Origin of the sequence: Variovorax sp. H27-G14, from assembly GCF_046156345.1 — a bacterium.
In the GTDB taxonomy this organism is placed as follows: Bacteria; Pseudomonadota; Gammaproteobacteria; order Burkholderiales; family Burkholderiaceae_C; genus Variovorax.
Genome location: NZ_JAYLVN010000001.1, coordinates 136,035 through 149,388, shown reverse-complemented (window position 1 = coordinate 149,388; position 13,354 = coordinate 136,035). Strand labels below are relative to the sequence as shown.

General features: G+C 68.9%; 15 protein-coding genes. 9 read left to right on the top strand and 6 right to left on the bottom strand.

Going from position 1 to position 13,354, the window contains the following annotated elements:
* Positions 1-12 precede the first annotated feature (12 nt).
* Positions 13-852, bottom strand: a complete 840-nt coding sequence (locus VLK31_RS00755) for a thymidylate synthase (protein ID WP_409166463.1) — start codon at positions 850-852, stop codon at positions 13-15.
* 36 nt (positions 853-888) lie between these two features.
* On the opposite strand from VLK31_RS00755, the gene nthA reads away from it, so the two are divergent.
* From nthA to VLK31_RS00740, 3 genes are read left to right on the top strand one after another with little or no spacing between them, the layout of a single operon-like run.
* Positions 889-1,554, top strand: coding sequence for a nitrile hydratase subunit alpha (gene nthA, locus VLK31_RS00750; RefSeq protein WP_409166462.1), 666 nt, complete (start codon positions 889-891; stop codon positions 1,552-1,554).
* Positions 1,551-2,216, top strand: a complete 666-nt coding sequence (gene nthB / locus VLK31_RS00745; RefSeq protein WP_409166461.1) for a nitrile hydratase subunit beta — start codon at positions 1,551-1,553, stop codon at positions 2,214-2,216. The genes nthA and nthB overlap by 4 nt, the downstream gene beginning before the upstream one ends.
* Positions 2,213-2,581, top strand: a complete 369-nt coding sequence (locus VLK31_RS00740) for a nitrile hydratase accessory protein (RefSeq protein ID WP_409166460.1) — start codon at positions 2,213-2,215, stop codon at positions 2,579-2,581. Before nthB ends, VLK31_RS00740 begins: the two co-directional genes overlap by 4 nt.
* Positions 2,582-2,737: 156 nt before the next feature.
* Here the strand turns inward: VLK31_RS00740 and VLK31_RS00735 are convergent, their stop codons facing one another.
* Together VLK31_RS00735 and VLK31_RS00730 are read right to left on the bottom strand one after the other, a co-directional pair.
* Positions 2,738-4,162, bottom strand: coding sequence for an FAD-binding oxidoreductase (locus VLK31_RS00735; RefSeq protein WP_409166459.1), 1,425 nt, complete (start codon positions 4,160-4,162; stop codon positions 2,738-2,740).
* Complete coding sequence (locus VLK31_RS00730; RefSeq protein WP_409166458.1) at positions 4,159-4,581, bottom strand: DUF2069 domain-containing protein; 423 nt, start codon at positions 4,579-4,581, stop codon at positions 4,159-4,161. The genes VLK31_RS00735 and VLK31_RS00730 overlap by 4 nt, the downstream gene beginning before the upstream one ends.
* A 109-nt stretch (positions 4,582-4,690) precedes the next feature.
* On the opposite strand from VLK31_RS00730, the gene VLK31_RS00725 reads away from it, so the two are divergent.
* On the top strand, positions 4,691-5,902 hold the full coding sequence (locus VLK31_RS00725) for a YihY family inner membrane protein (protein ID WP_409166457.1): 1,212 nt from the start codon (positions 4,691-4,693) through the stop codon (positions 5,900-5,902).
* A gap of 27 nt (positions 5,903-5,929) precedes the next feature.
* On the opposite strand, the gene VLK31_RS00720 is transcribed toward VLK31_RS00725, so the two are convergent.
* Positions 5,930-6,268, bottom strand: a complete 339-nt coding sequence (locus tag VLK31_RS00720; RefSeq protein WP_409166456.1) for an Mpo1-like protein — start codon at positions 6,266-6,268, stop codon at positions 5,930-5,932.
* A 111-nt stretch (positions 6,269-6,379) separates the two neighbouring features.
* Here VLK31_RS00720 and VLK31_RS00715 point away from each other — a divergent pair, with 111 nt between their 5' ends.
* Together VLK31_RS00715 and VLK31_RS00710 are read left to right on the top strand one after the other, a co-directional pair.
* A complete protein-coding gene (locus VLK31_RS00715; protein ID WP_409166455.1) occupies positions 6,380-6,763 on the top strand; it encodes a thioredoxin family protein in 384 nt (127 codons plus the stop codon).
* Between the two features lie 24 nt (positions 6,764-6,787).
* On the top strand, positions 6,788-7,450 hold the full coding sequence (locus VLK31_RS00710) for an NAD-dependent epimerase/dehydratase family protein (protein WP_409166454.1): 663 nt from the start codon (positions 6,788-6,790) through the stop codon (positions 7,448-7,450).
* Between the two features lie 18 nt (positions 7,451-7,468).
* Here VLK31_RS00710 and VLK31_RS00705 read toward each other — a convergent pair whose 3' ends face one another.
* Positions 7,469-8,407, bottom strand: a complete 939-nt coding sequence (locus VLK31_RS00705; protein WP_409166453.1) for a LysR family transcriptional regulator — start codon at positions 8,405-8,407, stop codon at positions 7,469-7,471.
* A 116-nt stretch (positions 8,408-8,523) separates the two neighbouring features.
* Between VLK31_RS00705 and VLK31_RS00700 the strand changes: the two genes are divergently transcribed.
* The 3 genes from VLK31_RS00700 (at position 8,524) to VLK31_RS00690 (ending at position 12,130) form a co-directional block, all read left to right on the top strand.
* The gene (locus VLK31_RS00700) at positions 8,524-9,963 is read left to right on the top strand and encodes a M20 family metallopeptidase (RefSeq protein ID WP_409166452.1); all 1,440 of its coding nucleotides are present in this window, start codon (positions 8,524-8,526) and stop codon (positions 9,961-9,963) included.
* Positions 9,964-9,992: 29 nt separating this feature from the next.
* Complete coding sequence (locus VLK31_RS00695) at positions 9,993-10,988, top strand: Bug family tripartite tricarboxylate transporter substrate binding protein (protein ID WP_409166451.1); 996 nt, start codon at positions 9,993-9,995, stop codon at positions 10,986-10,988.
* A 179-nt stretch (positions 10,989-11,167) separates the two neighbouring features.
* On the top strand, positions 11,168-12,130 hold the full coding sequence (locus VLK31_RS00690; RefSeq protein WP_409166450.1) for a Bug family tripartite tricarboxylate transporter substrate binding protein: 963 nt from the start codon (positions 11,168-11,170) through the stop codon (positions 12,128-12,130).
* Between the two features lie 64 nt (positions 12,131-12,194).
* Here VLK31_RS00690 and VLK31_RS00685 read toward each other — a convergent pair whose 3' ends face one another.
* Positions 12,195-13,001 (bottom strand): alpha/beta fold hydrolase, encoded by an 807-nt coding sequence (locus tag VLK31_RS00685; RefSeq protein ID WP_409166449.1) that lies wholly within the window; start codon positions 12,999-13,001, stop codon positions 12,195-12,197.
* Positions 13,002-13,354 lie beyond the last annotated feature (353 nt).

Here is a 13,354-nt window from a genome sequence, read left to right as displayed (position 1 = left end):
CAGTGAACCCCATCACACCGCCACGGGCGCCTTGATCGGGTCGCCGTGCCGGTAGTCGAGCACCTCGAAGTCTTCGTACTGGTAGTCGAAGATCGAGTCCGGCTTGCGCTTGATGTTCAGCGTGGGGTAGGGGTAGGGCGTGCGGCTGAGTTGCAGCGCCACCTGCTCGGCGTGGTTGCTGTAGATGTGGCAGTCGCCGCCGGTCCAGACGAAGTCGCCCACGTCCAGGTCGCACTGCTGCGCCACCATGTGTGTGAGCAGCGCGTAGCTGGCAATGTTGAAGGGCACGCCCAGAAAGATGTCGGCGCTGCGCTGGTAGAGCTGGCAGCTGAGCCTGCCGCGTTCGCCTTCTGCTTGCGGCGGCGCCACGTAGAACTGGAAGAACGCATGGCAGGGCATGAGCGCCATCTTCGACAGCTCTGCCACGTTCCATGCGCTCACGATGATGCGGCGCGAATTGGGGTTGCTTTTCAGCGTCTTGATGACGTCGGCAATCTGGTCGATGTGGCCGCCGTCGGGCGTGGGCCAGCTGCGCCATTGCACGCCATACACCGGGCCCAGGTCGCCGTCTTCGCGCGCCCATTCGTCCCAGATGCTGACGCCGCGCTCCTTCAGCCAGTTGTTGTTGCTGGAGCCGGTCAGGAACCACAGCAGCTCCTGAATGATGGACTTCAGGTGCACCTTCTTCGTGGTGACCAGCGGAAAGCCTTCATTCAGGTCGAAGCGCATCTGGTGCCCGAACACGCTCTTGGTGCCGGTGCCCGTGCGGTCGCTCTTGAACACGCCGTGCGTGTCGACATGGCGCATGAAGTCTTCGTATTGGGAGCGGATGGGGCGGGCGGGCGAGGTCATGTTGGGAATTTTACGGTCCGGCGCTAGCATGGGCCGATGACCGGACATGACCACGCCCACGACCATCCGAGCGACGATCCACACGATCATCCACATGATCACGGCGCGCTCGGCGAGATGGACCTGCGCGTGCGCGCGCTAGAGAGCGTGCTCACGCAAAAGGGCTACATCGACCCTGCCGCGCTCGACGCGCTGATCGACACCTACCAGACCCGCGTCGGCCCGCGCAACGGCGCGCGGGTGGTGGCGCGGGCCTGGGTCGACCCAGCCTTTCGCACGTGGCTGCTGGCCGACGCCACGGCGGCCATCGCTTCGCTGGGCTACACCGGCCGCCAGGGCGAACACATGGTGGCGGTGGAGAACACCGATGCGTTGCACCACATGGTGGTGTGCACGCTGTGCAGCTGCTATCCGTGGCCGGTGCTGGGCCTGCCGCCCACCTGGTACAAGAGCGCGCCATACCGCTCCCGCGTGGTGAAAGACCCGCGTGGCGTGCTCGCCGACTTTGGCGTTGCGCTGCCCGAAGCCACCCGCATCCGCGTGTGGGACTCGACCGCCGAGGTGCGCTACCTCGTCATTCCGCAACGTCCTGCGGGCACCGAAAGTCTGAGCGAAGACGAACTCGCCGCGCTGGTCTCGCGCGATTCGATGATCGGCACGCGCCTGGTCGAAGCACCGGTGCAAGCGGGGAGCCCGGCATGAGCTACGACACGCAGGCCGACCTTGGCGGCCAGCCGGGTTTCGGCCAGGTCGTGCCGGAGGCCGAAGGCGAGCTGTTCCATGCCGACTGGGAGCCGCGCACGCTCGCGCTGGTGCTGGCCATGGGCGCGACCGGTTCGTGGAACATTGATGCGAGCCGGGCCGTGCGCGAGACGCTGCCGGACTACCGCAACCTGAGCTACTACCAGATATGGCTCAGCGCGCTGGAGCAGCTGATGCTGCAGCGCGGGCAGGTCTTTGCCGACGAAATTGCCGACGGCGCGATGCATCACCCGGCCGCGCCCGTGGCCCGCGTGCTGCAGGCGGCCAACGTGCAGGCCGTGCTTGCCAAAGGCTCGCCCACAGCACGCCCCGCGCCGGCCCCTGCGCGCTTCACTCTCGGCCAGCAGGTGCGCATGCATCGGGGCAAGGTCGACCATCACACGCGGCTGCCCGGCTATGTGCAGGGCAAGCGCGGCACCGTGGTGCATCTGCATGGCGCGCATGTGTTCGCGGACACCAACGCACAAGGGCTCGGCGAGCAGCCGCAGTGGCTTTACACAGTGGCGTTCGACGAGGCCGAGTTGTGGGGTGAAGCAGCACCACGGCAGAACCTGGCGGTGTCGGTCGATGCGTGGGAAAGCTACCTGGAGGCTGCAGCGTGAGCGGCAACCGCATGCCCTTGTCGCCCGGCATGCCGCGCGATGCCGACGGGCCTGTGTTCAGCGCCCCGTGGGAGGCGCAGGCCTTTGCGATGGCGCTGGCGCTGCATGAGGGCGGGTTGTTCACGTGGCCTGAATGGGCGGAGACGCTGGCCGCGCAGATTGCTGCAGCACAGGCCGCGGGCGATCCGGACACCGGCGAAACCTACTACCGCCACTGGCTCGCCGCGCTGGAGACGCTGGTGGCCCGCAAGGGCGCGAGTTCGCACGACGAACTCGCGCGCTACCGCCATGCCTGGGACCACGCGGCCGACCGCACGCCGCATGGCGAGCCGATCGCGCTGCGCGGGGAAGACTTTCCGGCCTGAGCGTGTAGCTCTTGTGTTGCTCCTTCCCCCTCTGCGGGAAGGCTGGGATGGGGGCAAGCGCCCAACGAGCGCCTCGGTTCGTTGAAGGCCGTCGTGCCCCCACCCCAACCCTCCCCCGGGAGGGGAGGGAGCAAGACCCGAGCTCCCCCCAGAAACCTAGACCCGGATCACCCGCCCCGGATTCAGAATGTTCTTCGGGTCCAGCCCGCGCTTGATCGCCCGCATCATCTCCAGTGCCACCGGCGACTTGTGCTTCTCCAGCTTGTCGACCTTCAGCGACCCCACGCCGTGCTCGGCCGAGAACGAGCCGCCAAACTTCTCTACCGCGTCGTACACCAGCGTGTTGATGCGCTCTTCCTCGTTCTTCAGAAAGGCCTTCATATCGACGTGCTCCGGCGCCTGCACGTTGTAGTGCAGGTTGCCGTCGCCCAGGTGGCCGAAGTTGACCAGGCGCACGCCGTCGATCTCGCGCCTGAGCAGCGCGTCGGTCTCTTCCACGAAGGCCGGAATGCGCGACACCGGAATCGAGATGTCGTGCTTGATGTTCAACCCTTCCTCGGCCTGCGCGAGCGGAATGCTTTCGCGGATGTGCCAGAGCTGATGCGCCTGCGTGAGGTTTTCGGCCACCACCGCGTCGGTGACGCAGCCGTCTTCGAAGGCGGTTTCCAGCAGCGCCTCGAAGCGCGCACGGGCATGGTCTTCCGACTCGCTGTCGGAGTTTTCGAGCAGCACGCAATACGGCACCGCGTCGTCGTCGATGAACGGCACGCGCAATTGCTTCATGTGCTTGTCGACCAGGCTCAGCGCAAATTTGCCCATGACCTCGAAGCCGGTGAGGCCCGAGCCCAGGTGCTTGTGCGCCAGGCCCAGCAGCGTGACCGCATGGTCGAGCGAGGGCACGGCGGCCCAGGCGGTGAGCTGCGCGGCGGGCAGCGGGTAGAGCTTCATGGTGGCCGCGGTGATGATGCCCAGCGTGCCTTCGCTGCCGATGACCAGGTCGCGCAGGTCGTAGCCGGTGTTGTCCTTGCGCAGGCCGCTGGTGCCTTCCCAGATCTCGCCCTGCGGCGTGACCACTTCCAGGCCCAGGCACAGGTCGCGCGTGTTGCCGTAGCGCACCACCTGCGTGCCGCCCGCGTTGGTGGCCAGGTTGCCGCCGATGGTGCAGCTGCCTTCCGCGGCCAGGCTCAGCGGAAACAGAAAGCCCGCCTTCTCGGCGGCGTCCTGCAGCGTCTGCAGGATGCAGCCGGCCTCGATGGTCATGGTGAGGTTGGCGCCGTCGATGGCGCGCACGGCGTTCAGGCGCTGCAGGCTCAGCACCACCTGCGTGCCGCTGTCGTCCGGGATGGAGCCGACCGCCAGGCCAGTGTTGCCGCCTTGCGGAATGATGGCCGTGCCGGCCGCCGCGCAGGCCTTCACCACGTCGGCCACCTGCTGCGTGGTGCCGGGGCGCACCACGGCCAGCGACTTGCCGCGCGCGCGCTTGCGCCAGTCCTGCTCGTAGGCGGTGAGGTCGCCCTCGTTCAGCACATGGGCGGCGCCGACGATGGCGCGCAGTTGGTCGATGAGGGGAGACGTGGTCATGGGACGGAAGCTTCCAGTTGGCGGGCGGCGGTGGCCGCGGTGGCCTTGGCGTGGCGCAGCCGCAGCCGCACATGCCAGGCGCAGGCCGCGAAGAGCACAAGGCACAGCAGCACCTCGATCAGCGCGAGCACTTGCCCCACGCCGTTCATGTCGCTCCAGGCGCGCACCACGCCCTCGGTGAAATAGAGCCAGACCATCAGGCTGACCCAGCGGTAGGTGTACATGCGGTTCTTCCACAGACCCGCAAGCGGAATGACCAGCGGCAGCACCTTCAGCGCCAGCAGCGAGCCGCCGGGGCGCAAGGGCGCGAGCCACAGTTCCCAGGCCAGGCCCAGCACGATGAGACCGACGACGCTGCCCACGGCGGCCCAGCGGGTGGCGCGAACGGAGGAGGGCGGGAGCGGCTGATTGGCATTCATGTGCGGGATACCGCGGAACCGGCTTCGCCGGGCCGCTGGTATCGCCCCCGGCGAGGGGGTTGGCGCAGCGACACGAAGTGCGCGGAGGCTGGGGGAGTGGTCAGCTCCTATGATACCGGCCATGAATCGTCGGCAGCTTTGGAGGGATCTTTCGCGCTTTCCGTGGCGCAACACCGCAGCGGTGCTGGGCGAGCGTTTTCGCGAGGACAAGCTCGGCCTGACGGCCAGCAGCCTGACCTTCACCACCACCATTGCCATGGTGCCGTTCTTCACTGTGGCGCTGGCGCTGTTCACGGTGTTCCCGATGTTCGCCAAGATGCAGGGCCGCCTGCAGCGCTGGCTCATCGAGAGCCTGATTCCCGAGAACATTTCGCGCCAGGTGCTCGGCTACCTCAACCAGTTTGCGAGCAAGGCCAGCGGCCTGGGCATTGCGGGCCTGATCGTGCTGCTGATCACGGCCATTGCGCTGATTCTCACGATCGACAAGACGCTCAACAACATCTGGCGCGTGCGCACGCCGCGGCCCTTCGCGCAGCGGGTGCTCATTTACTGGGCGGCCATCACGCTGGGCCCGGTCATCTTGGCGGTGAGCCTTTCGACCACCTCGTACGTGGTGTCGGCCACCAGCGACGTGGTGGGGCGCGGCATGGTGAAGCTGTTCTTCGACACCTTCGAATTTGCGCTGCTCGCGGTGGGCATGGCCTCGCTGTACCACTACGTGCCCAACACCAACGTGCGCTGGTCGCATGCGTGGGCCGGCGGCATCTTCGTGGCCGCGGCCATCGAGATTGCCAAGCGCGTGCTGGGCTACTACCTGAGCCTGGTGCCGACCTATTCGGTGCTGTACGGCGCGTTCGCCACCTTTCCCATCTTGCTGGTCTGGATCTATGTGGCCTGGGTGATCGTGCTGCTGGGCGCGGTCATTGCGGCCTACCTGCCCAGCCTGCTGATGGGCGTGGCCCGGCCCGGCGGCGCGGCGGGCTGGCCGCTGCAGCTGGCCATGGAAACCCTGCAGCACCTGGCCCGCGCGCGGGCCACACCGGGCAAGGGCATGGGCGCGACCGAGTTGGTGACGCGCATGCGGGTCGACGCGCTGCAGCTCGCGCCCGTGCTCGAAACCCTGGTGGCGCTCGACTGGATCGCCCCGCTGGCCGAAGAGCCCGATGACCAGGACCCGCGCTTCGTGCTACTGGCCGACCCGTCGACACCCATCGAGCCGCTGCTCGCGCAACTGTTGATGCCCCGGGCCGAGCCGCTCGAAGACCTGTGGCAAAAAGGTCCGTTGCGCTCGCTGCGCCTGGGTGATGTGCTGCTGATCTAGCAGCCAGCGCGGGTGGCCGCGGGGCGGCTACATCTTCACCCGGCCAAGCCAGATGTCGCGGTACATCGCCCAGTCGCCCATGAAGGAATACAGCGGTCGTTTGAAGGAAGCCGGCCGGTTCTTCTCGAACCCGAAGTGCCCGACCCAGGCAAAGCCGTAGCCCGCCACCAGCCCGGCCAGCAGCCACCACGGGTTGCGCGTGACCACCAATGCCACCAGGCACAGCAGCGACAGCGTGGAGCCCACGAAGTGCAGCCGCCGGCAGGTGCGGTTGGCGTGCTCGGTCAGGTAGAACGGATAGAACTCCGCAAAGCGCTTGAAACGGCGCGGATCGACGGCAGATGCGGGGGCGGTCGTGGTGTTCATCGTGCGAGTCTCCTGTGCCCCGTGGGGAGGGCTTGTTCATAATAGCCACGGCCTTGAGATGGCACCATCCGGTCATTCCTTCCCTCCTTTCCGCCCGCCGAAGGACCCACCTTGAGCGCACCCTTGAGCACCTCCGAATCCACCGAGCCCGCCAGCGATGCGCTCTGGGTCGTGTGCCTGTGCGCCGAATGGTGCGGCACCTGCCGCGACTACCGCCCGCTGCTCGAACAGGTTGCGCTGGCGCACCCGCAGCTGCGCTTTGCCTGGGTCGACATCGAGGACCACGCCGAGCTTGCCGACGCCTTCGACGTCGAGACCTTCCCCACCTTGCTGGTCGCGGGCGCCGACGGCACCCGCTTTCTGGGCCCGCTGCTGCCGCACGCCGAAACCCTCTCGCGCATGCTTTCAGCGCTGCAGCCGCCCAAGCCCTCGAGCCTCGACGTCGACCTGCTGCTGGCGGTGCTGAACAAGAAGCCGGCCGTCTTCACGGTCTGACCCTCCACTTCCCGCGGAACCCTCATGAAGATCCTGATTTTTGGCGCCACCGGCATGGTGGGGCAGGGCGTGCTGCGCGAGTGCCTGCTGGCACCCGACGTGGAGCGCGTGGTCGCCATCGGCCGCAACCCCACGGGCCAGCAGCACGCCAGGCTGCGCGACCTGGTCCACAAGGACATGTACGACTACAGCGCCATCGAGCCGCAGCTGCAGGGCTTCGACGCCTGCTTCTTCTGCCTGGGCGTGTCGTCGGTCGGCATGAAGGAGCCCGCGTACAAGCGCATCAGCTACGACCTCACGCTGGCCGCGGCCACCGTGCTCGCGCGGCTCAACCCCGGCATGACCTTCACCTACGTGACGGGCGCCGGCACCGACAGCAGCGAGCGCGGCACCAGCATGTGGGCGCGCGTGAAGGGCGCGACCGAAAACGCCTTGCTGCGCCTGCCGTTCAAGGCGGCCTACATGTTCCGCCCCGGCATGATTCAGCCGCTGCACGGCGTGCGCTCCAAGACGCCGCTGTACGACGCCGCCATCTTCGTGCTCAAGCCCGTGCTGGGGCTGGCCTACCGCTGGTGGCCGAACAAGGTGACGACCACCGAGAAGGTCGGCCGCGCCATGCTGGCCGTGGCCCGCAACGGCGCGCCGAAGGTGCTGCTAGACCCGGCGGACATCAACGCGCTGGGCTGAGCTTCTTCAGGCCGGCTTTCAGGCTGCCGCCCGCGCCCGCCCCAGCTTGCGCCGCCCCGCGCTGGTGATCGCGCCCACCAGGTGCTTCACGAAGTCCTGCGCCAGCGGCGGCAGCGTGCGGCCTTCCAGCGCCAGCACCTGCAGCTGGCGCTGCTGCAGCGGCGCTTCGGCAAAGGGCCGCGCCACCACCGTGCCTGCGTCTATCAGGTGCATCACCGTGAGGTAGCCCGACAGCATCACGTCGGGCGTGCGCAGCAGCGGCAGCAGCACCGACGAAAAGTTGCTCACGAAGATCGCGTGGTAGCGCAGCCCCTGCAGGCTGCACGCCTGGTCGAACAGCTGGCGCGCGGTGACGCCCTTGTCGCCCACGGCCAGCGGGTAGCGCACCGCCTCGGCCACCGACACCACGCGCTGGCGTGCCAGCGGATGGTCGGGCCGCAGCACGGCGTACACCGGCGCGGTGGCCGAGTGTTCGATCTTCAGGCCTGGCTCCGGCGCCACCACGTACTTCAGCGCAATGTCGGTGTCGCCGCGCGCCAGCAGCGCGCTCACGCCGTCGGGCGAGCCCACGTGCAGCTCGAGCTGGCAGCCCGGGTGGGCGGTCTCGAAGCTGCGCATCACCAGCGGCATGAAGTGCCCCGCAAAGCCCTCGGTGCACGCCATGCGGATGCGCCGCGCGCCTTGCCCGCCCAGGTCGCGCACCTGTTCGATGACCTGCTCGATGTCGCGTTGCGCATGGCCCAGGTGTGCCGCCAGCCGCTCGCCGGCCGCCGTGAGCGCCATGCCGCGCGCATGCCGCTCGAACAGTGCCGTGCCCAGGCTGTCTTCCAGCTTGGCGATCTGCCGGCTCACCGCCGACGGCGCCACGAACAGCCGCGCCGCGGCCTGATTGACCGAGCCGCTGCGCGCCACTTCGAGAAAGTGGCGCATGGGGATGCTGAGAAGCGGAAGGGTCATGCGCGCCGATGGGTGTTGCCTTGAAAGCAATGGTAGCGTGCCTAAACGATGCTGGAAGCATCGGCGTTCAGGCCTTGTACTTGCTGCACCCGATGGACCGACAAGGACACCCCCACATGCAACGCACCGACAGCCTGGCCGCTGCCACCGCCTATTTCGACGGCGGCGGCTTCTTCACCGACCTGGAGCGCCGCGTCGCCTTTCGCACCGAAAGCGACACCGGCGCCGCCACGCCCGCGCTGGAGGCCTACCTGCGCGAAGAGATGATGCCGCCGCTTTCGGCGCTCGGCTTTGCCTGCGAGGTGGTCGCCAATCCGGTGCCCGGCGGCGGGCCGTTCCTCATTGCGCGCCGCGTCGAAGATCCGCTGCTGCCCACGGTCATGACCTACGGCCACGGCGACGTGGTGAGCGGCCAGGACGCGCAATGGGACGAAGGCCTCGCCCCCTGGGCGCTCACCGTGCGCGGCGAGCGCTGGTATGGGCGCGGCACGGCCGACAACAAGGGCCAGCACAGCATCAACCTGGGCGGCCTGGCGGCGGCGCTGAAAGCCCGCGGCGGTCGCCTGGGCTACAACATGACCTGGCTCGTGGAGATGGGCGAAGAGGCCGCATCGCCCGGTCTTCACGCGGTGTGCGCGCAGCATCGCGACGCGCTGCGCGCCGACCTGTTCATCGCCAGCGACGGGCCGCGCGTGAGCGCCCAGCGGCCCACGCTGTTCCTCGGTTCGCGCGGTGCGGTCAACTTCAGCCTGCGGCTGCGCGCGCGGCCCCGCGGCTACCACTCGGGCAACTGGGGCGGCGTGCTGGTCAACCCGGGCACGGTGCTCAGCCATGCAGTGGCCTCGCTGGTGGACGCGCGCGGGCGCATTCTGGTCGACGCTTTGCGCCCGCCGCCGGTGACGCAGGCGGTGCGCAATGCGCTGGCCGACATCGCCATCGGTGGCGGCGCCGACGACCCCACGGTCGACGAAGGCTGGGGCGAGCCGGGCCTGAGCCCGGCCGAACGGCTGGTGGCCTGGAACACCATCGAGGTGCTGGCGCTGGGCGCGGGCTCCGCAACGCGGCCGGTCAACGCCATTCCTTCGGAGGCCGTGGCGCATTGCCAGCTGCGCTTCGTGGTCGGCACGCCGTGGCAAGACCTTCAGCAGATCGTGCGCGCGCACCTCGACGCCCACGGATTTGATCAGGTGGAAGTGAATGTCACGCTGACCGGCGCCGCCACCCGGCTCGACGTGGAGAACCCCTGGGTCGGCTGGGCGCGCCAGTCGATCGAGCACAGCAGCGGCCAGCGGCTGGACCTGCTGCCCAACCTCGCGGGCTCGCTGCCCAACGACGTGTTCGCCGATCTGCTGGGCCTGCCGACCCTGTGGGTGCCGCATTCGTACCCCGCCTGCGCGCAGCACGCGCCCAACGAGCACCTGCTCGCGCCGCTGGCGCGTGAGGGCCTGCGGATCATGGCCGGCCTGTACTGGGACCTGGGAGAGCCGGGGCTCGCGCCGTGGGCCGCCGGACGGCTCTCGCAGACTGCCGGCGCCGCTGCCATCCCTTCCGCCTGAGCTTCTTCTTTCTCTCCTGACACGCCACCATGAAACTCACCGCCTCCCGCCGCACTTTCGGCCTGCTGCTCGGCGCCTCGGCCTTGCTCGGCCTGCAAGCACCTGTCCCTGCCTTCGCGCAGGACGCCTGGCCCGAACGGCCCGTCAAGCTGGTCGTGCCCTTCCCGCCGGGCGGCGGCACCGACATCGTGGCACGCGCGATGGCGCAGACCCTGTCGGAGCGGCTGGGCCAGCCCATCGTGGTCGACAATAAGCCCGGCGCCTCCACCATCATCGGCACCGACGCCGTCGCCAAGGCCGTGCCCGACGGCTACACGCTGCTGCTCTCGGGCTCCACCAGCTTCAGCGTCAACCCGGCCTTGCGCGCCAGGCTGCCCTACGACCCGGTGCGCGACCTGGCCCCCATTGCCATCGTGGCGCGCACGCCGCTGGTGCTGGTGGTGGGCAAGGGCACGCCGTGGCATTCGGTGCAAGAGCTGATCGCGGCGGCCAAGGCCAAGCCCAAGAGCATTCGCTACGCCACCTTCGGCGCGGGCTCGGGCCCGCACCTGGCGGGCGAACTGCTGGCGCTGGCCGCCGGCATCCAGCTGCAGGACATTCCGTACAAGGGCAGCAGCCAGAGCGCGATGGCCGTGATCGGCGGGGAGATCGAGGTGGGCATCGACACCGTGGCCGCCGTGGCGCCGCATGTGCGCTCGGGCAAGCTGCGCGCGCTGGGCATCGTGGGCGCCACGCGCTCCAGCATGCTGCCCGACGTGCGCACCCTGGCCGAGCAAGGCCTGCCCGACGCCACCTTCGACGCCTGGTACGGCTTTGCCGCGCCGGCGCGCACCCCGGCGCCGGTGCTCGACAAGCTCACCCGCGCGGTCACCGCGACCATGGGCAACCCTGCGTTGCAGGCGCAACTGCGCGCGCAGGGCATGGAGCCGGTGGTGATCGGCGCGGCGGCGTTCCGTGCCCAGATGGAGGGCGAAATCTCGCGCTACCGCGCGCTCGCCCACCGCGCGGGCATTGCCCCCGAGTAGGACGGGAGCGCGAAGGCCGGCCCGCGCGCTGCACGGAGCGCCGGGCTGGGGCACACTCGCGGCCCGCTCGCCTGCCGACGTCATGAAAACGATCCATCTGCGCACTGCGCGTGCCTTCCGTGGGGTGTTGCCGGGCCTGCCCGGTCTACCCCGCTCTGCTCGGTCTGCGCCTCACCCTGTTGCTCGGCCTTTTGCTGGGCCCGTGGTCGCTTGACGCGCACGCCCAGGGCGTTCCGCAGAACGGCTGGCCGCGCAAGCCGATCCGTGTGGTGGTGCCGTTCCCCGCCGGCGGCGGCAGCGACACCGTGGCCCGCGTGCTGTTGCAGGGGCTGTCGAAGCGGCTCGGGCAGCCGGTCTACATCGACAACAAGCCGGGTGCCGCCACCGTGATAGGCACCGACGCGGTCGTCAGGGCCGCGCCCGACGGCTACACGCTGCTGCTGTCGGGCTCCACCAGCTTCAGCGTCAACGCCGCGCTGCGCAAGACACTGCCCTACGACCCGACGCGCGACCTCGCGCCCATTGCCATCGTGGCGCGCACCTCGCTCGCGCTGGTGGTGGGCGAGGGCACGCCGTGGCAGTCGCTGCAGGAGGTGATTGCGGATGCCAAGACCCAGCCCGGGCGCATTCGCTACGGCACCTTCGGCCCGGGCTCGGGCCCGCACCTGGCCGGCGAAATGTTCGCGATGGCCGCGGGCATCGAACTGCAGGACGTGCCCTACCGCAGCTCCGGGCAGCTGATGGTGGCGCTGGGCGTGGGCGAGGTGGAGATGGGCATCGACGTGGCCGGCACCCTCGCCCCGCAGGTGCGCGCGGGCAGGATGCGCGCGCTCGCCATCCTGGGCCAGGACCATTCGAGCATGCTGCCCGAAGTGCGCACGATGGCCGAGCAGGGCCTGGGCGAGGCCACATTCGAGGCCTGGTTCGGCCTTGCCGCGCCGGCGCAAACGCCCCCGGCGGTGCTCGCCCGGATCTCGCGCGCCGTGGTCGCCACGATGGCCGACGCGGAAGTGCGGGCGAGCTTGCGCGCCCAGGGCATGGCGCCCGTGGCCGTGGGCGCGGAGGCCTTTCGCAAGGAGGCGGACAGCGAAATTTCGCGCTACCGCATGCAGGCCCACCGGGCGGGCATCACGGTCGACTGAAGCGTGATGCCTTGAAGCCGCGCAGTCCCGGCCCGCCCGGCCCGCCCGGCCCGCCCGGCCCGGCTCAGCCCCCCGCGAAGTCGCGCAGCGCGAACAGCACAGCGTCGGGTGCCTCGTTCATCAGCGAATGGCCGGCGTGCACGGTCACCACCTTGGCGTTGCGGGCCTTGCCCACCAGCAGTTTGGTGGCGCGCGGCGGGGTCATCTGGTCGGCGTCGCCCAGCAGGAACAGCACCGGGCACTGCACCTTGTCCATCGCGGCTTCGCCGTTGGCGTAGTCGTTGCAGGCCTTGAAGCCGATGTGGAACACATTGGCCTCCCGGTTGCTGGCCAGCACGCGGCGCATGAGCGCCCGCGAGCTGCCGTACAGCCAGGTGCCGGGGCCGAGCGAGGAGGGCGGCGGCGCGAGCAGCGAGTGCGAGAAGGTGTTGACCATGGCAATGGCGCGCTGCGGATCGCTGACCGAGCTTTCCAGCAGCGCGTCCGACACGACCATGGGGTAGGCGGTGCCGACCATTGCGAGGTGGGTGATGCGTTCGGGTGCGCGCGCGGCGGTTTCGAGCGCAATGAGCGAGCCGAAGCTGTGGCCTATGAGCATGGCCTGTTGCACGCCGGCGGCGTCGAGCAGTGCAATGACGAACTGGGCGGCGTCTTCGACGCTGGCGGGGGGTGGGCCTTCGCTTTTGCAGTGGCCGGGGAGGTCGATGGCAAGCACGTTCCAGCCGTGGTTGGCGAACCAGCGGCTTTGCAGGATCCACACGCTGTGGTCGTTCAGCACGCCGTGAATGAAAACGACGGTGGGCTTGGCCGTGTCGAATGGCTTGCCGCCGGTGTAGCAGTAGGTGGTGTGGCCGTTGACTTGGTAGTTCATTGTTCAGTTCTCTCTACTGCTGGTTGTGTCTCTTGTTTTTTACGTAGCTGTTCGGGGAGCTGTTGTTCAGGGCGGATGCACAGGCCGCCGGGTGCTCCCCTCCGCGAATGTCCCCCGGCCTGCGGCCTCCTCCTTTATTTCGCTGCGGGGAGCACCCGACGCCCTGTGCACCAGGGCACGCTCTGAGTGCTCGCGCGATCAACGACCGCTCCGCATAACGCTCAGGAGGGTGGGGTGCCTTGCGCAGCGAAATAAAGGAGGAGGGCGAAGCCCGGGGGACATTCGCGGAGCAAGGTACCCCGCCCTCCTGAGCGCGCCCCGAATGCCTTGCAGCGCAACGAATCCAGAAACCA